26 protein-coding genes are annotated in these 14,242 nt (G+C 55.8%); 15 read left to right on the top strand and 11 right to left on the bottom strand.

The genetic code is table 11. The annotated features are described in order from the left end of the window. Positions 1 to 22: 22 nt before the first annotated feature. Positions 23 to 634: a hypothetical protein gene (locus NPS29_RS12600; protein ID WP_274132922.1), complete on the bottom strand. Its 612-nt coding sequence runs from the start codon at positions 632 to 634 to the stop codon at positions 23 to 25. 63 nt (positions 635 to 697) lie between these two features. Here NPS29_RS12600 and NPS29_RS12595 point away from each other — a divergent pair, with 63 nt between their 5' ends. Next, positions 698 to 904, top strand: coding sequence for a hypothetical protein (locus tag NPS29_RS12595; protein ID WP_274132920.1), 207 nt, complete (start codon positions 698 to 700; stop codon positions 902 to 904). Here the strand turns inward: NPS29_RS12595 and NPS29_RS12590 are convergent. Further along, positions 901 to 1,122, bottom strand: a complete 222-nt coding sequence (locus NPS29_RS12590) for a helix-turn-helix domain-containing protein (protein ID WP_274132919.1) — start codon at positions 1,120 to 1,122, stop codon at positions 901 to 903. The genes NPS29_RS12595 and NPS29_RS12590 overlap by 4 nt on opposite strands. 102 nt (positions 1,123 to 1,224) lie before the next feature. Here NPS29_RS12590 and NPS29_RS12585 point away from each other — a divergent pair, with 102 nt between their 5' ends. Beyond that, positions 1,225 to 2,076, top strand: coding sequence for a LexA family transcriptional regulator (locus NPS29_RS12585; protein ID WP_274132917.1), 852 nt, complete (start codon positions 1,225 to 1,227; stop codon positions 2,074 to 2,076). 62 nt (positions 2,077 to 2,138) lie between these two features. Here NPS29_RS12585 and NPS29_RS12580 read toward each other — a convergent pair whose 3' ends face one another. The 3 genes from NPS29_RS12580 to NPS29_RS12570 form a co-directional block, all read right to left on the bottom strand. Beyond that, on the bottom strand, positions 2,139 to 2,867 hold the full coding sequence (locus NPS29_RS12580) for a type II toxin-antitoxin system death-on-curing family toxin (protein ID WP_274132915.1): 729 nt from the start codon (positions 2,865 to 2,867) through the stop codon (positions 2,139 to 2,141). 18 nt (positions 2,868 to 2,885) lie between these two features. Continuing rightward, positions 2,886 to 3,374, bottom strand: coding sequence for a type II toxin-antitoxin system death-on-curing family toxin (locus tag NPS29_RS12575; RefSeq protein WP_274132914.1), 489 nt, complete (start codon positions 3,372 to 3,374; stop codon positions 2,886 to 2,888). Positions 3,375 to 3,826: 452 nt separating this feature from the next. Next, positions 3,827 to 4,141, bottom strand: a complete 315-nt coding sequence (locus NPS29_RS12570; protein ID WP_274132912.1) for a DUF1654 domain-containing protein — start codon at positions 4,139 to 4,141, stop codon at positions 3,827 to 3,829. A 384-nt stretch (positions 4,142 to 4,525) separates the two neighbouring features. Here NPS29_RS12570 and NPS29_RS12565 point away from each other — a divergent pair, with 384 nt between their 5' ends. From NPS29_RS12565 to NPS29_RS12510, 12 genes are all read left to right on the top strand, one after another. Continuing rightward, complete coding sequence (locus NPS29_RS12565) at positions 4,526 to 4,717, top strand: hypothetical protein (RefSeq protein ID WP_274132911.1); 192 nt, start codon at positions 4,526 to 4,528, stop codon at positions 4,715 to 4,717. Between the two features lie 75 nt (positions 4,718 to 4,792). Beyond that, positions 4,793 to 5,044 carry a hypothetical protein gene (locus NPS29_RS12560; RefSeq protein WP_274132910.1) on the top strand — a complete coding sequence of 84 codons (252 nt, stop codon included), beginning with the start codon at positions 4,793 to 4,795 and terminating at the stop codon, positions 5,042 to 5,044. Between the two features lie 535 nt (positions 5,045 to 5,579). Further along, the gene (locus tag NPS29_RS12555) at positions 5,580 to 5,858 is read left to right on the top strand and encodes a hypothetical protein (protein WP_274132909.1); all 279 of its coding nucleotides are present in this window, start codon (positions 5,580 to 5,582) and stop codon (positions 5,856 to 5,858) included. After that, entirely contained in the window at positions 5,855 to 6,190 is a 336-nt protein-coding gene (locus NPS29_RS12550; RefSeq protein ID WP_274132908.1) for a hypothetical protein, read from the top strand. Before NPS29_RS12555 ends, NPS29_RS12550 begins: the two co-directional genes overlap by 4 nt. 113 nt (positions 6,191 to 6,303) lie before the next feature. Continuing rightward, complete coding sequence (locus NPS29_RS12545; RefSeq protein ID WP_274132907.1) at positions 6,304 to 6,588, top strand: hypothetical protein; 285 nt, start codon at positions 6,304 to 6,306, stop codon at positions 6,586 to 6,588. Next, positions 6,585 to 6,845, top strand: a complete 261-nt coding sequence (locus NPS29_RS12540; protein WP_274132906.1) for a hypothetical protein — start codon at positions 6,585 to 6,587, stop codon at positions 6,843 to 6,845. The genes NPS29_RS12545 and NPS29_RS12540 overlap by 4 nt, the downstream gene beginning before the upstream one ends. Continuing rightward, the gene (locus NPS29_RS12535) at positions 6,842 to 7,012 is read left to right on the top strand and encodes a hypothetical protein (protein ID WP_274132905.1); all 171 of its coding nucleotides are present in this window, start codon (positions 6,842 to 6,844) and stop codon (positions 7,010 to 7,012) included. Before NPS29_RS12540 ends, NPS29_RS12535 begins: the two co-directional genes overlap by 4 nt. 159 nt (positions 7,013 to 7,171) lie before the next feature. Continuing rightward, on the top strand, positions 7,172 to 8,329 hold the full coding sequence (locus tag NPS29_RS12530) for a hypothetical protein (RefSeq protein WP_274132904.1): 1,158 nt from the start codon (positions 7,172 to 7,174) through the stop codon (positions 8,327 to 8,329). 10 nt (positions 8,330 to 8,339) lie between these two features. Beyond that, on the top strand, positions 8,340 to 9,101 hold the full coding sequence (locus tag NPS29_RS12525; protein WP_274132903.1) for an ERF family protein: 762 nt from the start codon (positions 8,340 to 8,342) through the stop codon (positions 9,099 to 9,101). Then, positions 9,085 to 9,702: a lambda exonuclease family protein gene (locus tag NPS29_RS12520; RefSeq protein ID WP_274132902.1), complete on the top strand. Its 618-nt coding sequence runs from the start codon at positions 9,085 to 9,087 to the stop codon at positions 9,700 to 9,702. Before NPS29_RS12525 ends, NPS29_RS12520 begins: the two co-directional genes overlap by 17 nt. Then, complete coding sequence (locus NPS29_RS12515; protein ID WP_274132901.1) at positions 9,699 to 10,388, top strand: hypothetical protein; 690 nt, start codon at positions 9,699 to 9,701, stop codon at positions 10,386 to 10,388. The genes NPS29_RS12520 and NPS29_RS12515 overlap by 4 nt, the downstream gene beginning before the upstream one ends. Positions 10,389 to 10,469: 81 nt before the next feature. Then, positions 10,470 to 10,796 carry a hypothetical protein gene (locus tag NPS29_RS12510; protein WP_274132900.1) on the top strand — a complete coding sequence of 109 codons (327 nt, stop codon included), beginning with the start codon at positions 10,470 to 10,472 and terminating at the stop codon, positions 10,794 to 10,796. Here the strand turns inward: NPS29_RS12510 and NPS29_RS12505 are convergent, their stop codons facing one another. After that, a complete protein-coding gene (locus NPS29_RS12505) occupies positions 10,797 to 11,036 on the bottom strand; it encodes a hypothetical protein (RefSeq protein WP_274132899.1) in 240 nt (79 codons plus the stop codon). Positions 11,037 to 11,350: 314 nt separating this feature from the next. Between NPS29_RS12505 and NPS29_RS12500 the strand changes: the two genes are divergently transcribed. Then, positions 11,351 to 11,701 (top strand): hypothetical protein, encoded by a 351-nt coding sequence (locus tag NPS29_RS12500; RefSeq protein ID WP_274132898.1) that lies wholly within the window; start codon positions 11,351 to 11,353, stop codon positions 11,699 to 11,701. Positions 11,702 to 11,772: 71 nt separating this feature from the next. Here the strand turns inward: NPS29_RS12500 and NPS29_RS12495 are convergent, their stop codons facing one another. The 5 genes from NPS29_RS12495 to NPS29_RS12475 form a co-directional block, all read right to left on the bottom strand. Next, positions 11,773 to 12,054: a hypothetical protein gene (locus NPS29_RS12495; RefSeq protein ID WP_274132897.1), complete on the bottom strand. Its 282-nt coding sequence runs from the start codon at positions 12,052 to 12,054 to the stop codon at positions 11,773 to 11,775. 410 nt (positions 12,055 to 12,464) lie between these two features. After that, positions 12,465 to 12,701 (bottom strand): hypothetical protein, encoded by a 237-nt coding sequence (locus tag NPS29_RS12490; protein WP_274132896.1) that lies wholly within the window; start codon positions 12,699 to 12,701, stop codon positions 12,465 to 12,467. 271 nt (positions 12,702 to 12,972) lie between these two features. Then, positions 12,973 to 13,626, bottom strand: coding sequence for a hypothetical protein (locus tag NPS29_RS12485; RefSeq protein ID WP_274132895.1), 654 nt, complete (start codon positions 13,624 to 13,626; stop codon positions 12,973 to 12,975). 59 nt (positions 13,627 to 13,685) lie between these two features. After that, positions 13,686 to 13,898, bottom strand: coding sequence for a hypothetical protein (locus NPS29_RS12480; RefSeq protein ID WP_274132894.1), 213 nt, complete (start codon positions 13,896 to 13,898; stop codon positions 13,686 to 13,688). A 47-nt stretch (positions 13,899 to 13,945) separates the two neighbouring features. Further along, complete coding sequence (locus NPS29_RS12475; RefSeq protein ID WP_274132893.1) at positions 13,946 to 14,194, bottom strand: hypothetical protein; 249 nt, start codon at positions 14,192 to 14,194, stop codon at positions 13,946 to 13,948. Positions 14,195 to 14,242: the final 48 nt, after the last annotated feature.

The raw sequence follows: 14,242 nt of genomic DNA, 5'->3' as shown, positions 1-14,242 counted from the left end.
GTGGTTTTTTTGTGCCTGGAATTCAGGAAACGACTTTCAGGCGACCTGAGTTCATCAACTGCTCGGCCTTGCGCCCCAGCTCCCCTGCCCGCGCTTCAACCTGACGACACTGCTTGGCGAACGCTGGTAGGTGAGGAAGGTCCTGCTCGCACATCACCTGGTCATCGAAGACTTCGCTACCGGTGTCGATCACATCGCCCAGAGCGCGGATCAGCGCACCGAAGCTCTTGTTCGCGCATAGGTCGCTATCCAGATGACGAGCGCCGATCAGGCCATGACGGCTTGCCAGTTCGTTGATGCAGTGGTCGCGGTACTCAGGGATCAAGGCGTCTACCCACGACTCTTCCAGCCAAGACGGCAGGTCGTTTTCAGCCGATAGCCAGCGCTGCACCCGCTTCAGCCAACGCCCGGTGGCCTTGACGAACTCGGTCACGTCATTGGCCTTGGTCAGCGCTTCGAAGTCCGGAACATCCTTGGCGATTGCCTTTTCCGCACACGAAGAATGCAGTTCGCGACTCAGCGCCTGGGCGAAGTCGTCCTGGCTCATGCTGGTGCGCGCGATCTGGTTCTGGGCGTGGGCGATCAGCACCTGGTCGCGGGTTTGAACTGCTTGTCTTGGACTGGACGTTTCCATGAGGGTCTCTCGTTCGTATTCTGGGTTCATGCCAATTCGCTACTACAGATCAAGGACGCATCCATGACCGACTCTTCCGAACTGCAAGGCGAGATAACCGCCCTCTGTTGCTTCGTGGGTGCCTTGGCATCCACCCTGCCCCTGTCTTCTCAGATGAGGCTCTGGCCTGCGTTCGAACAAAAGGCCACTCAGCTGCGTGATCAGTTGAGCGATGAAGCTCTGCGCGGCTTCGAGCAAGCGACGATCTCGCTCAGCTCGAAGCGTGGCTAGGCAGCGGTTTTCTTCGCCGCCGGCTTAACAGGCTTGGCCAGCTCATCGTGCATAAGGTCGATTGCCTTACCGGCGATGTAGCTGGGATTGCTGATTTGGCCGTTACGGATACGGAAAATCGTCGAGATGTCGCATTTGGCGCGCTCTGCAATGGCCTTGTAGGTCATGCCAGCGCCCAGCAATGCATCCAGTTTTTTCGGAAGATCGGTAGCGCTCATGGCTGCCTCCTTTGTAGTTATGCACATGATCATGCACTGGTGCATATCTGTCAACGCTCCCCTCTATTGATGTATGCACCGCGCAAGGCGACGATTGCACCTATGCATAAAACCATTGATAAAATTCTGGCTGAACTGATGCGGCGGGATGGCCTGAGCCAAGTCGAAGTATCTGCGCGGTCCAAAGTTGGCCAGTCCACAATCTCTCGAATCCTCAAGCCTAATGGGCCTAAAGGGATCAAAGAGCCGACTGATAAGCAGGTGCGCCCTCTGGCTGAGCTGTTCGGGATTACCACCGATCAGTTGCGTGGCTACGCGCCGTTCGAAGCGGGGATCGATAGCGAGCCTGAACCGGACGAGGCTCCAGCACCTGGATCAGCAGCTGACAAGATTCGCGAGATGCTGGCGGGAAAGAAGCTGGGCGAAGATCGCCTGCAAAAGCTTCTGGCGGTTGCAGAAGGCGAGGAGCCGGAAGGGACAATCGAAGTCCTGGCGAACGACGCCTACAAACCTGGCATCGGCAAGGTCGGTGATGAGGTGTGGATTGCCCACTACGATGTTCGCGGCGCACTCGGCGGCGGTGAGGTTGCCCACGACTTCCCCGAGATGCTTCAGGACGTGCGAGTCAGCCCTTCCCAGCTCCGCGCGATGGGCGTCGAGTTCAAAGAGCACTTCCACCTGAAGATGATAACGGGCTGGGGCCAGTCCATGACGCCAACCATCAAGCATGGCGACCCGTGCCTGGTTGACATCAGCATCAAGGAATTCGTCGGCGACGGGATCTACTTCTTCTCCTACCAGGGCTTCCAGTACATCAAGCGCCTGCAACTGAAGGGCAAGAACAAATTCAAGATGCTATCGGACAACAAGAAGCACCCGGCTGAGGATATCTTTCTGGACGAGACCTACATCCAGGCTCGGGTGCTGCTGGTCTGGAATGCTAATCTGGTGTAATACAAAGCAAGCCAGCTGTGTTTAACAGATGGCTTCGGACCGGGCTGGAACAGTGTACATATTCAGGTAGACGCAAGCCTTCTGAATACATCTCCTCGAATTTGCATATACTCGTTTAGCTCTGGCGATACTCCTTTTTCACCATAGAATCGTCCAGAGTCAACTCCTTGGTCCACGGTCAAGCCCAGTCTTTTGCGAAGACCTGACAAATACGGAGGATCGTACTCTTCTCTACCTTGCTTGCCTTTTTTTAGGATAGTTGTGTAGAACTTCCCATCTTTACGAATCTCGATCAATCCATTTTTCTCGGATAGATCGAAGCCAAACCGGATCAAGATCTCCCTCAATTCGTTGTACGACAGATGTTTGTCAGACTTTACGATGCGTCGGGAATTCCGTTCTAGCCAATCAACGATATGCTGAACCTCATCAGCCCGGTCTTCGGTGATTTCGTGAGCAGCGACCTGCCTAGTAAATTCATACATCTCATCATCGTTACAGACATCCACCCAGATATTATTTTCACCAAGGTAGTATAAAGCACTTAAAAGTGCAGTGCGCTTATTTCCATTGTAGAAACAATGATTGGAAATGATTCCATGAAAAATAACCGCGCCTTTCTGATAATCAGAAGAATACAAGTCTTTACCATTAGCAGTCATGAAAGGGCGGGCGCAAGCTGACTCTAAAAGATTATAATCTTTGACTCCACAAGGCTCTAATGGGTCCTCGGACCCTGCAAAATGATCTACCAAGTGTAGATGGATGGACTCTACCAGTTCCCTGTCCATTACTACGTTCCCCTGAACTCAAGTTTTGTGAAATTTATCTTTTAAAGTTTTATTATTGTTATATGCTTCTTCCGCAAGCTCATCAAGCTTGGAAACATCAAACTTAACACTCCAATGCTTTAGCCAGCAGGTGAAATCATCAATATCATAAACATGCTTTGCCAACCCTTCAAACATATCAACTACCTGTTCCCATGGAGCTTTCAACATCATCCCATTGATTAACAAAAACACCATGACAGCAGCCGCCGCAGTGCGCTTGTTAGCATTAAAAAAAGGATGATTCTGAACAAGCGCCTCAGAAAAGACTGCTCCCAATATAAATATATCGTTCGCAGAGGTGTAGTGCTGGTATTGGATCGCGCGGCTTTGGGCTGACGAAAGCCCAGACAGGCTCAGAACTCCAATAGGTTCACTTGGAGTCTGAGCATCAATAAGGTTATTATTAAGCGAAGCTATATCAGTCTCGCTTAGCCAGTTAATAGATCTCAGCAATACATCTGACATTCGTCAAACCTTAGATAGCTCTTCGAATGCACGCTCGTACTGAGCAAATACAACTAGAAAAGCATTATTCACGAGCTTTGAGTGAGTCGAATAGCTTCGACGACCGTGGTTCAACGATGCGAGTGTATCCCACGATTTCATATTTTTACCCGTTTTTTTAGTGTGCGCCATGGCAGTCTCCAACATGTGATACTTCTCCCTAAGTTGCTGTCGCTGCGCTCGGTCTTAGCCAGCATTCCTGCGACGTCACGAACGTGGTCCTCAAAAAGGGTCGCGCCCACGCACCCACACGCCCGTTTTATAGCTTTTAACTGGTCATCTGGACAGCATTTTTTTGCATTTGGGCAATTTTTTTTGGTTCCGACTCTCAATGCTGTATATGGGAACAGTACTCTGTATGTAAAAACAGTGTCAGAGATTTCTAAACATAAAGACTTATTTAACCCCGCACATCAGAAAGGCGCCTCGGCCTCTTCTTCCGTCTCCTCCTTGACCTCCTGACGATCATCATCCGCGGGCGCTACCCAGCGCAGCGTGATGGATTCGTCCTCGTCGTTGAGCGTCATCTCAATCGCGTCAGTTTCTGACAGCGCCTCTAGAATTTCTGACCACTCCCTCTCCCCGTCCGTATCCAGCCGATGAATCCTGACCTCCCTGCGCTCCTGGGCAATCGGGTGGTTGATCATCGACGACACGCGCATAGTGAGCCGCTCCATCCCGGTGATGGGCTTCGGTACTACTTCCTTTTTCCTGCTTTGCTGCACCATGGTTACCTCCCTTGTTTGCTGTATATCCATACAGTAATTGACGAGTATTCTGACGGGCAAGAGGAATATTTCTGAAATTATTTATGCACCAGTGCATTGACAGCTTAATTGCACGAGTGCATATTTCACACATCGCAGCGACACACCGCTCCGAACCGCTCTTTAACAACCAGCGCAATACGAACAAAGACGGCACCGCCTCTACGGCGACCGGAGATCAGATAGCCCCGAAAGGCTACCAACGCGAGGCGCACCTCGACGGCTGACTAGAGCGAAATGCTCGAACCGAGTGAATGACCCGCTACGCGGTGCCAGAGGTAAACAGATTTCACTGGCAGCCCTTCTCACGAGGGGCTGACGGGAAATCAACCGGAGGGATTCGCAATGACCATTCGCAACGACAAAGGCCAGTTCGTCAGCACCCAGCAAGCGCTCATCGCTGACCTTGAAGGCTTCATCGCAGATTGGACGCACTGGGCAAGGCAGGCGCTTCGCAAAGGTGACAAGGCTGAAGCGCAACGCTGCGCCGCCGAGGTGCGTGACTGCCGCGAAAAACTGAAAGCACTGACCGCCTGATCGATTTACTGATGCCGCTTCTATGAGGCGGCATTGTAAATCAACGGAGGCAAAACGATGCGACCAGTAATGACAATGAAAGGTGTGCACGACAACAGCGGCAGGCGCACGGGCATCGAAGATGCTGCCGAAGGCAAGTTTCACGGATGGGGCGTTGAGTACGAAGAGTTCGAAAACGGGCCCGGTAACTTTAGCGTGGCAATCGTTGAAATGCCTGACGGCACGGTGCAGACACTGATGCCATGGGCAATTCGCTTCCTCGACAGCGAACAAGCAAATCAGGAGGCCATGGATTACGCCTTTGCGAATCCAATCGTCATTGGCTGAACCATCCTCCTGCGCATTCACAGAGTGCGCAGTGGGATGCGGATGAGTCCACACCGCGAAAGCGGCCCCCTGCTCCGGCTGCCAGAGGACGTTCCCGCAGCTGACACCTGACATGGAGGATTTGCAGCCATGTACCAGTAACCGATTCACCTGCGTGGTGCCGTAAGCCTGAAGGCGGCGCCCAACACCCGGACAGGCAGCGGACAGCAGGGCCGTCGATGTCACCGCGCATTGGCCGGAAGGTAGGCCCAACCCTCGCAGCATATTGGAACAGCGCCCGCACATGCGGAAGCAGATGAAGCGCAAGCAGCGCACAACTGGAAGTGCTCAGCTCGTCTGGCTTAGGCCGGAGTAGCACCAGCGGCGGCCAGGTCATGCTGAGTCGAAAAAATGAGCGTCAGGGTAGCGCCTGACCATCTGCACCCCACCCCCCCCCTCCGAACATGCCCACCTACCCCTTCTCCGCTGCCACTTGGCCGTTTGCGTTCTTGAAGGGGTAGCTGAGTGTGTTTGGTCAATCAGCAAGGAGATTGAGATGCACAGTTGCACGGATACCCAAGCGGTTTGCAGAGGCTGCGGACTCAAGCTGCGCGGCTCACCATCATGGAAAGCCGGCCTCGCCTATCACCCCGAGCCGAAAGGTGAAGTCCATCGCTGCCACTACGGCGGCTGGGTCTGCTCGCGCCGCTGCGACATCCGCGCCTGTGTCGAGCTTGAAGGAACCATGCCAGGCTGCGGATCGGTGAACGACTATTCGCGCCTGTCTCCGTATGCCAAAGAGAGCATTGAACGCCACTGGCCGGAGGCGGCATGAACTTTCAGCCACCGGATCCCGAGCGCTTTGGGTCGTGCAACAAGTGTCACAGCCTGATTGAAGAGTCAGAGCAGTCAGGCGGTGTGTGCTTCGAATGCCACGCAACAGACTTTGGCAAGGAGCCTGCCTTTCCTCTGGGCGCAAACGAATACGGAGGTCACGGGAGCTGCTTCGGTCTGCCCGTCCGCGACTACATCGCCATCAAAGCATTGCAGGCAATGATCTCGACCTCAGGACATCCTGCCTTGCTTGGGCTTGGTGGCTGCGAATACGACACCGCCAAGGCCGCCTACAAGATGGCGGACGCGATGTTGCTTGCGCGCTCCGAATAACCCTACTCCCCGACCGCATCAGCAGGTGCCAGGCCAGTCGTCGTTGGCTGGGTTTGGTCACCCGCGCCTGGCATCTGGCTAATGCGGTCAATCAGCTCGCCACGGAGGCGACCATGACTTACGAAGTGATCATCGAGGAGTTTGTCCTCGCGGTGTTCATCACCACCATCGTTGACGTGAAGCCTTCGCCGGGCACCTGGTCCAGCGACTGGGACCACAACGGCTACCGCGAGCTGGAGTTCGAAGTCTGGTCCGGCAATACCTACGACGATGACGGCGTGGCTATCGACTTGGGCGCCAATGGTTGCGCCGCCGCTGCTGAGCAGTACGCCGAGGAAATCGAGGCCGAGCTGTGGCGCCAGATCGACGCAGCCAAGACCGGACGGTGGGCAGCATGAGCCGCCATCAGCAAGCCGCCGTGACGATGATTGAGCGGCAGATAGCGCAGATCCGAGCCTCAGACTACCCCAGCAGCGAGTTCTGCCAAGGGATGATCCAGGCCAATTACGCGCAGGGCTTCATCGACGAGCGCCAGGTCGAAGAGTTCGAGCAACTGGCCGCCGATGCGGTGCTGATCCGGCGCCGCGCTATTCACCAGGCTGGCATGGCCCGCAAGCTGGGCGGCCTGCACCAACTGCACGGAGGTGTGGCATGACCACTCCAGTAGTTCCATCCCTGGTCGACGAGCAGATCGCTGATATTGAACGCAGCCTGGCGATCATCAATGCCGGCCTGCCCCGCGAGCTGCCGGTTGCGCATCTACCGCCCAAGCTGGTTGCGGCGATCAAAGCCGGCCGGATAAGCGTGAGACCTCGGCAATGAGCCGCCAGCAAGCCCGCCGCTGGGCATTCTGGCGCGGCAGCCTCATCACTCTTCTGCTCTGCACTGCCTGGATGATCGCCAGCGCATACGCACCGCACTGATCCACCCCTACCCATTCAACCGCAGCGCCCCGGTAACGGCATGGCGCATGGAGCAATCATGTCTGCAGCTCAGCAAGTCATCACCATCGACAACATCAGCGTCGACAACGCGCCAGTCATCTACGTCGCCGGCGGCCTGAACCAGTTCCTCGAAGCCGTGAAGGCTGAGGTCACCGGCGAGGTTCCGGACCTGACCACTCGCAAGGGGCGCGAGCGTATCGCCAGCCTGGCGGCCAAGGTCAGCAAGTCGAAGGCGGCGGTGGAGAAGCCTGGCCGGGACTACCTGAAACGCCTCAAAGAAATGCCCAAGGTCGTCGAGGCAGAGCTGCGAGATTTCGTGACTCGCATGGACGCTCTGCGGGACGCCACGCGGCAGCCGCTGACGGACTGGGAAAAGGCCGAAGATGCGCGAGTCGACGCTCACAACGACGCAATCCAGCAGATGAAAGACCTTGCCGTCTTCACCGAAACGCCAACAGCAGCGCATGTCGCCCAGGCCATTGCCGATCTGGAGATGGTCAAACTCGGCGAAAACTGGGAAGAGTTCCTACCGGAGGCTGCTCAGGTTAAGGACCGCTCGTTGGCCACGTTGCGCACCTTGCTGGCTGACCGGACCAAGCACGAAGCAGAACTGGCCGAGATCGCCAAATTCAACGCAGAGAAGGCAGAGCGCGAGCAGCAGGAACGTGACGCCGCCATTGCCCGCGCGGCCGCCGAAAAGGCCCAGCGCGAAGCCGACGAGCGTGCCGCTGCCGAACTGGCGGCAGCCGCCAAGCGCGAGCAGGACCTGAAAGACCAAGCCGCCGCCCAGCAGCGCGCCGCCGAACAGGCTGCACGCGATGCCGAGGCAGCCGCAGCGAAACAAGCTCTGCAACTGAAGCTTGCCGCTGAGCAGGCGGAGCGCCAAAGGATCCAGGCCGAGGCTGATCGCGCTGCTGCTGAGCAGCGAGCCAAAGATGAGGCCGCCGCAGCCGAGCGCCGCCAAGCCGAAGCCGTTGAACGCGCCCGCTTGGACGAGATTGCCCGTCAGGAGGCTGAGGCGGCGGAGGCTCTCCGCCAGAAGGCAGCTCGCGAGGCCGACAAAGCGCACCAGATCAAGATCATGGGCGCGGCAAAGGAGGCTCTGATGTCGCTGAATATTACCGAGGAGTTGGCCAAGGCCATCGTGCTGAAGATTGCACGCCGCGAAGTACCTCACGTCACCATCAACTTCTGAGGAGGGCGCCATGTCCACCGAAATCATAATGCCGGAGCAGCGCCGCCAAGTGGTTGCGCCGATTTCAAGCGACAACAGCATCATGGCAGTGATCAGCCGGGCTGCTGCCGACCCAACCTGCGATATCGAAAAAATGGAGCGGTTGCTGGCCATGCATGAGCGCATGCAGGCGAAGACCGCAGAAGCGGCCTTCAACGCAGCCATGGCACAGATGCAGTGCGAGATTCCCACCGTCGCCCACGGCGCGCTCAACGAGCACACCGACAAGACCTACGCCACGCTCGACGACATCAACGTGAAACTCAAGCCGATCATGCAGATCCATGGCTTCGCGATCAGCTTCAAGGTTGAGCACGTCGCCGCTGGCGTGAACGTGACCGGCATTCTGATGCACCGCGAAGGTCATCGCGAACAGACGACCATGTTGCTGCCGCTGGATATCGGCAAGGGGCGCAACGCGGTGCAGGCAGTGGGTTCATCCACCACATACGGAAAGCGCTACGTGATGTGCGCCCTGCTCAACATCACGACAGGCGATTCGCGCGATCAGGATGATGACGGTCAGGCTGCAGAGGTACCACCCGCCATTACGGAGAACCAGGCACGCCAGCTTCAGGCGCTGCTCGATAAGTGCAGCGAAAAGGCCAAGGGAGCCTTTGCTGGCATGTACGGCACGACGGCGGATGTCGCCAAGGCTGACTTCGACCGCGTATTGGGTCAGCTCACCAAATCAGCAGCGAAAGCGGAGGCAGAAAATGCGAATCATCAGTGACGTGGCGCAGGGAACCCAAGCCTGGCTTGATCTGCGCCTGGGCATCGTGACCTGCTCTGAGCTCGAGAGCCTGCTGGTCAACGGTAAGGGCGAGGCCGGATTCGGCGCCGGTGCGTTCACCTACATGAACACGCTGATCGGCGAGCGCATCACCGGCGAGGCTGCGGACACTTTCCAAGGCAACCGGCACACCGAACGCGGCCATGAGTACGAAGGCATTGCGCGCGGCCTGTACGAGGCCCGAGAGGACGTGAAGGCCGAGCAGGTGGGCATCATCCTGAACCATGGCATCGGTTACTCGCCTGACTCGTTGATCGGCGCCGTCGGCCTGACTGAGATCAAGACCAAGCTACCCAAGCTGCAGGTCGAGGTAATCCTCGGCGGCGAGATCCCAAAAGAGCACGTCGCCCAGTGCCAAGGCGGCCTTTGGGTTTCCGAGCGTGAGTGGATCGACTTCGTCTGTTACTGGCCCGGCATGCCGCTTTTCATCAAGCGGGCCTACCGCGACGAGGTAATGATCCGCAAGCTCGCCGAGCGCGTCACTACCTTCTACGAGATCCTCGATGAGCGCATGAATCGAGTACTGGGGATTGCAGCATGATCAGCCTCGAACTCAGCAGCATCCAACACAACCGGGCCGAGTCGGCGCGCCTGGCCGAGGCCATGGCCGACTTTGAGCGCCGCGGCGGTGTGATCCAGCGCCTGGAGATCACCCGTTTCAAGCCTGAGGTGTTCAACAGCGAAAGCATCGTGCCGAGCGCCAAGGTCAGCAAGGCAGTCCACATCCAGAAGTCGGAGAAGGCTGCCGAATTCGAGCGCGCCATCGCCGAAAAGCTGAGGGCCTATATCGACCTCGGCGTCGCGGCGGCTTCCAGGGATCTGCACCTGGGCACGAAGCGCCTGAACTACATCGCCGCCAACTACGGGATCGTATTCAGGAGCAATGGCCACACCAGCGCCCTGGCGGCCAAGCGCGAGCGCGAAGCGGCCCTGGTGCCTGATGTGAAGAACGCCTTCGCCGAGGGCGCCACGCAGCAAGACGTGATCCGCAAGTTCGACATCACCAAAGACCGGCTGCGCCGGATGGCCAAGGCCTACGGCTTCAAGCTTCCCGGCTTTGTGGATGAGGCTGCAGATCGCAAGCTGATCGAGCGCATCACAGCCATCCGCGACCTGGGCGTGTCGCGCAAGACCTGCGCAAAGCACCTCGGCATCGCACCTAAGAAGGTAGATAGGATCGTCGAGCAGTACGGCTTGGATTATCCGTTGCAGCGGGGCGGTCGATGAGGCGCATCAGCAGACTTGTCGCCCAGCGCCGGCGGCAGGAACACATTCACCTTCCGCCCAGCGGTTTGAAGGAGCCGGTTCATGGCTATGGATCAGAAGCAGCGGGACGAGAAAGCCGCTGCGAAACGAAAGAAGCTGGCGGAGAAGGAACTGCGACACCGTGTCCGACCAGGTATTGAGCAGGCCCTGAGCCGGGTCAGGAAGCGTGGGAGCACGCCAGTCGCCAGCGAGGTCCTCCAGATCGCAATCATGAAGATGGACTTGATGAGCGATGAAGAGTTGATCGACTTCCTGAAATATCCGCGCCACGAAATCATGATTAGCGAAGAAGTGGCGCGTGTTTTTACGAATGCTAGCTTGAAGGCGATTCAGGCTGACCCTGGCGACGAGATCATCGCGCCAGCCTAATCACTCTTCCTCATCGAACACGTTTGGGCTCAGCTCGACTGTTAGGTCATCACCAACGCCAGCCGCCTCGAGCACAGACTTAGGCGTCGAATCATGAAATGTTGCGATGTAGCTGTAGATTAGGCCGTCATCGCTTTCATTGGTGTCTACCGTGACGTATTGCTCAATCTCTTCCTCTGAGATGCCAAGCGCTTCAGCGAGGGCTTTGTTGTTTGCTTCACCTTCGAAACCATGACCCATTGTTTCTCTCCTTGACCCGGCCCCATGCCGGTCACCACGTATAGCCCACCACTCGAAACTTCGCCAGCGGCGGGCCATGTGGCACCTGGTTCAACACGAACCAGGCGGAATCCCGTCCTTGTTGAAGTCCTTGAGCCGTTCCTTCTCTTTCTCAGTGGAGTGAGCTGGAACGTCCTCTTTTGGCGGTTCTTTCTTTTCTTCTGCCATTGCCGTGTCTCCTTGGGGGTGTGTCTGCTTTGGCAGCCCCTGGCAGTTGCAGTTCAACCAACCTTTTGGCCACCGAACTTTCGGAGGCTTGAGCCTGGAGCATTGCCATGAGCAAGCCAGATGTTTGCCAATCCTGCCGCACCCACCGATCAGAGTTGACTGAAACGCCCTGGTGGCGTCCAGACGGATTCACGTGTAAGCCCTGCCAAGCGAAGATAGACGCTGCAGCCAAAGCGGAGGCGCTGGCCAAGTTTGCCGAAGCAGAGTTCGACGATTCGGACTTTGAATACCAGGACGAGTGCAAGTGTCCGCACTGCGCAACCGCCTTTCACCTTGAGTCGGAGGACCACAGAGACCAGAAAATGACCTGTGACGTATGCGGCGGACGCTTTGAGCTGACCCTTAACTACGAGGTCACCTACACAACGGCTGTCATCGGTGAGCGAGTCACTGCTTGATCAGAGCACCGCATCAGCCGCCGCCTTAATCACAAAAAATCATTGGCGGACCTTAAGCCAATGCCTAGCGATCAGTCCAAGGGGTACGAACCACCAATGTACACAGCCGGCCACGGGCTCTCGTTCCAGTAGACGTTAGTGGCTGCCAGCAGTGGCATTGGCATGCCAAGCCGACGTTGCTCATTCAGCCACTCACGCGTCTTCTGAACATTGAACGTGAGCTTGTTGATCACCTGTTCGGCCAATAATGCTTCGCCGAGTAGATAAGCACCACAATCAGAACAGTCCGAAGCACGGATGCCGCGACTCGCTTCAACAATCCTTGCTGCGCCTTCACAGATGAAACATTTCATACTAGGCTCCGGTTTTTTGGGAGCACTTTAGCCCAGCAGTCAGGCAGCGACTATCAGGGTTAACCCTAGTCAGGCTCGGTCTGATAGACCTTGAGGAGCCAAGGTGCCATCTGGCTCTGCTCACTCACCGACTGGGCCCGTATGAACGAATAGTTTATCCGTCAAGCCTGGGACCTTCTCACGGATGGGCGCGGGAGTGTTTGAAGCGAAGTAAACCGAGTAGCCATAGATGCTTCCCGCGCCGTATACCCCAGTCACCCATGTATCAAACTCATCCGCGCTCAGACACAGGTGCTCCCTAATAGCCTTGTAGCTGACTGCGTCGAGTGCATGGAATTGACGCACATTGATTGCGCCTTCGCTCATGACCTCTCCTCTTACTTGAAAATGAGTGTGTGCCAGGCTGATGCTCAGGATATTCCAGCCTCGTCCACCAGCTTCATGCCCAATGCTTTGCCCGCGATCTGTGCATACCCACGATCAACGTATGTCTCTGTGCCTGGGACCACAGGAATCAAAACTTCTTCACCGCGCTTGATCTCAACGTTGATTCTCCAGGTTTCACGACCGGCTTCGTTTTTCTCGCAGGTCATGTAGTTCCACATTCTCAAACCTTTGTACACATCGTAAATCCGGTGTTCGGTCATCGCGTGCATCCTTTAAAAACGATGATCGGAGCAATTGTAAAAACCAATTTTGTGTCACGCCAGTGGCGAGGATCCCGCATGATCGATTCAAAATCCCGTATCGTCTGCCAGTTCAGTTGCGGCGCTGCTTCTGCGGTCGCAACGAAACTCGCCATCGCCCAGTACGGCGCCACGCATGAGGTGGTGATCGTAAGGTCCCCACCCCTCGCGGCCCGCTATTGTACAAAAGTGTTGCCTGGCGAAAAACCGGTACCAAGTTGAAAATCCATACCTACTCCAACTCAGCATGCCTGCAAAACTTAATCAACGACCTGTCCTTAAGGTTGAACGGCTTGATCACCTTTCTACTCTTTGGGAGCCAAATCGCCCTGACTTCGCATTGAGCAGAGAATTCCAAACCCTTAATTAGATCTGGACGCAGCCCCAAGCCCTCCCCGTTGAATTTCTCGTTTCTATCGCCGTAAACCACCTTGCGATACCCATAGAAGTGAACTGGAGTTATCCTGTTAATTATGGCGGTTATATGGCGATAAAAAGCAGCAGGCTTATGAATTTCTACGCATGAGTCAGCTGATCCAAACTGTTCAAGCACATTGCGACTTAAAGCAAATGAGGTGCAATGAATGAAGCAATCTCGGGCATTGAATTCCTTTGTAAATCTAACATTTCTCAATGAGATATCGGCTGAGGGAGGTATTTTGAACGGTGCTAGGCTTTTAATTGATTCGTGGTCAATACCAGATCGGCCTTTCGTACTGTAGGCGTTTATGTCATGGGAAACGGTTTTCTTTCCCTCGACAGAGTCTGATATTCCAGCCTTGTGCTCGGAACGCCTGTAATCAAACAGAGTTCCGATCCTTACACCACCCTCTTCCAAAAGCAGATCACTCCACACACGCTCGGAGTATTTGAAAATACTGGGCATAAAAATCCCTTAATTAATTTGGGTTTGGCTTTTGGACGAGTCGTAAGCAGGTCTGAAAATCATCCTGCTGAATTGTCATATTCCAACGCATCTGCAGCTTTCTCTATTGCATCGATCGCCAATGCCACCGCTGGAGATACCGTGCTTGTTGGGCCCAACAGCGACTCTATCGCCGTCTCGCACAGCTCGTCCACGTTGACGTGCAAGGACCTAGCCGCATTGAGCAATGCATCGATTGCGATTGCTTCTACCAACCTTCCGGCTTCGCTCATGACCTTCTCCCTTCCTGTGGAGAGGTAAGCGTAGGTCAAATTGGCATTCAATCCAAAGACTGAACCTTCCATCGGTAATACGAATAGAGGTGCACTCTGCAATCGTCTGTTTTCTTCTCCTTCTCTTTGACTTGCAAACGAAATTTCGCGCCAACCTTGCTGGCCTCCCTAAAGCTTTTCGCGCACTCAACCACGAGGGTCGAAGGATATTTCTGTCCTGGCAGAGGCCTCACGCGGTTCTCGCCTCGTCGCTGATCGAAGAAAACTTCAACGTCGAGCAATTCATATTCACTCATAACCGTGGCGCTCCTTTTCCAGGGATTAAGCGCTAATCAATACCCCAC

Source organism: Pseudomonas putida, assembly GCF_028682175.1.
Classification (GTDB): Bacteria; Pseudomonadota; Gammaproteobacteria; order Pseudomonadales; family Pseudomonadaceae; genus Aquipseudomonas; species Aquipseudomonas putida_AD.
This window is presented reverse-complemented; position numbering and strand designations above follow the sequence as displayed.

Bases quoted from the DNA above. Each gene is read 5' to 3' on its own strand.
- NPS29_RS12495 (WP_274132897.1), bottom strand. From the start codon at position 12,054: ATGAAATGTTTCATCTGTGAAGGCGCAGCAAGGATTGTTGAAGCGAGT.
- NPS29_RS12475 (WP_274132893.1), bottom strand. From the start codon at position 14,194: ATGAGTGAATATGAATTGCTCGACGTTGAAGTTTTCTTCGATCAGCGA.
- NPS29_RS12560 (WP_274132910.1), top strand. From the start codon at position 4,793: ATGAAAGGTGTGCACGACAACAGCGGCAGGCGCACGGGCATCGAAGAT.
- NPS29_RS12580 (WP_274132915.1), bottom strand. From the start codon at position 2,867: ATGGACAGGGAACTGGTAGAGTCCATCCATCTACACTTGGTAGATCAT.
- NPS29_RS12505 (WP_274132899.1), bottom strand. From the start codon at position 11,036: ATGGGTCATGGTTTCGAAGGTGAAGCAAACAACAAAGCCCTCGCTGAA.
- NPS29_RS12530 (WP_274132904.1), top strand. From the start codon at position 7,172: ATGTCTGCAGCTCAGCAAGTCATCACCATCGACAACATCAGCGTCGAC.
- NPS29_RS12590 (WP_274132919.1), bottom strand. From the start codon at position 1,122: ATGAGCGCTACCGATCTTCCGAAAAAACTGGATGCATTGCTGGGCGCT.
- NPS29_RS12515 (WP_274132901.1), top strand. From the start codon at position 9,699: ATGATCAGCCTCGAACTCAGCAGCATCCAACACAACCGGGCCGAGTCG.
- NPS29_RS12490 (WP_274132896.1), bottom strand. From the start codon at position 12,701: ATGACCGAACACCGGATTTACGATGTGTACAAAGGTTTGAGAATGTGG.
- NPS29_RS12510 (WP_274132900.1), top strand. From the start codon at position 10,470: ATGGCTATGGATCAGAAGCAGCGGGACGAGAAAGCCGCTGCGAAACGA.
- NPS29_RS12595 (WP_274132920.1), top strand. From the start codon at position 698: ATGACCGACTCTTCCGAACTGCAAGGCGAGATAACCGCCCTCTGTTGC.
- NPS29_RS12520 (WP_274132902.1), top strand. From the start codon at position 9,085: ATGCGAATCATCAGTGACGTGGCGCAGGGAACCCAAGCCTGGCTTGAT.
- NPS29_RS12550 (WP_274132908.1), top strand. From the start codon at position 5,855: ATGAACTTTCAGCCACCGGATCCCGAGCGCTTTGGGTCGTGCAACAAG.
- NPS29_RS12500 (WP_274132898.1), top strand. From the start codon at position 11,351: ATGAGCAAGCCAGATGTTTGCCAATCCTGCCGCACCCACCGATCAGAG.
- NPS29_RS12585 (WP_274132917.1), top strand. From the start codon at position 1,225: ATGCATAAAACCATTGATAAAATTCTGGCTGAACTGATGCGGCGGGAT.
- NPS29_RS12565 (WP_274132911.1), top strand. From the start codon at position 4,526: ATGACCATTCGCAACGACAAAGGCCAGTTCGTCAGCACCCAGCAAGCG.
- NPS29_RS12575 (WP_274132914.1), bottom strand. From the start codon at position 3,374: ATGTCAGATGTATTGCTGAGATCTATTAACTGGCTAAGCGAGACTGAT.
- NPS29_RS12555 (WP_274132909.1), top strand. From the start codon at position 5,580: ATGCACAGTTGCACGGATACCCAAGCGGTTTGCAGAGGCTGCGGACTC.
- NPS29_RS12545 (WP_274132907.1), top strand. From the start codon at position 6,304: ATGACTTACGAAGTGATCATCGAGGAGTTTGTCCTCGCGGTGTTCATC.
- NPS29_RS12600 (WP_274132922.1), bottom strand. From the start codon at position 634: ATGGAAACGTCCAGTCCAAGACAAGCAGTTCAAACCCGCGACCAGGTG.
- NPS29_RS12480 (WP_274132894.1), bottom strand. From the start codon at position 13,898: ATGAGCGAAGCCGGAAGGTTGGTAGAAGCAATCGCAATCGATGCATTG.
- NPS29_RS12535 (WP_274132905.1), top strand. From the start codon at position 6,842: ATGACCACTCCAGTAGTTCCATCCCTGGTCGACGAGCAGATCGCTGAT.
- NPS29_RS12525 (WP_274132903.1), top strand. From the start codon at position 8,340: ATGTCCACCGAAATCATAATGCCGGAGCAGCGCCGCCAAGTGGTTGCG.
- NPS29_RS12570 (WP_274132912.1), bottom strand. From the start codon at position 4,141: ATGGTGCAGCAAAGCAGGAAAAAGGAAGTAGTACCGAAGCCCATCACC.
- NPS29_RS12485 (WP_274132895.1), bottom strand. From the start codon at position 13,626: ATGCCCAGTATTTTCAAATACTCCGAGCGTGTGTGGAGTGATCTGCTT.
- NPS29_RS12540 (WP_274132906.1), top strand. From the start codon at position 6,585: ATGAGCCGCCATCAGCAAGCCGCCGTGACGATGATTGAGCGGCAGATA.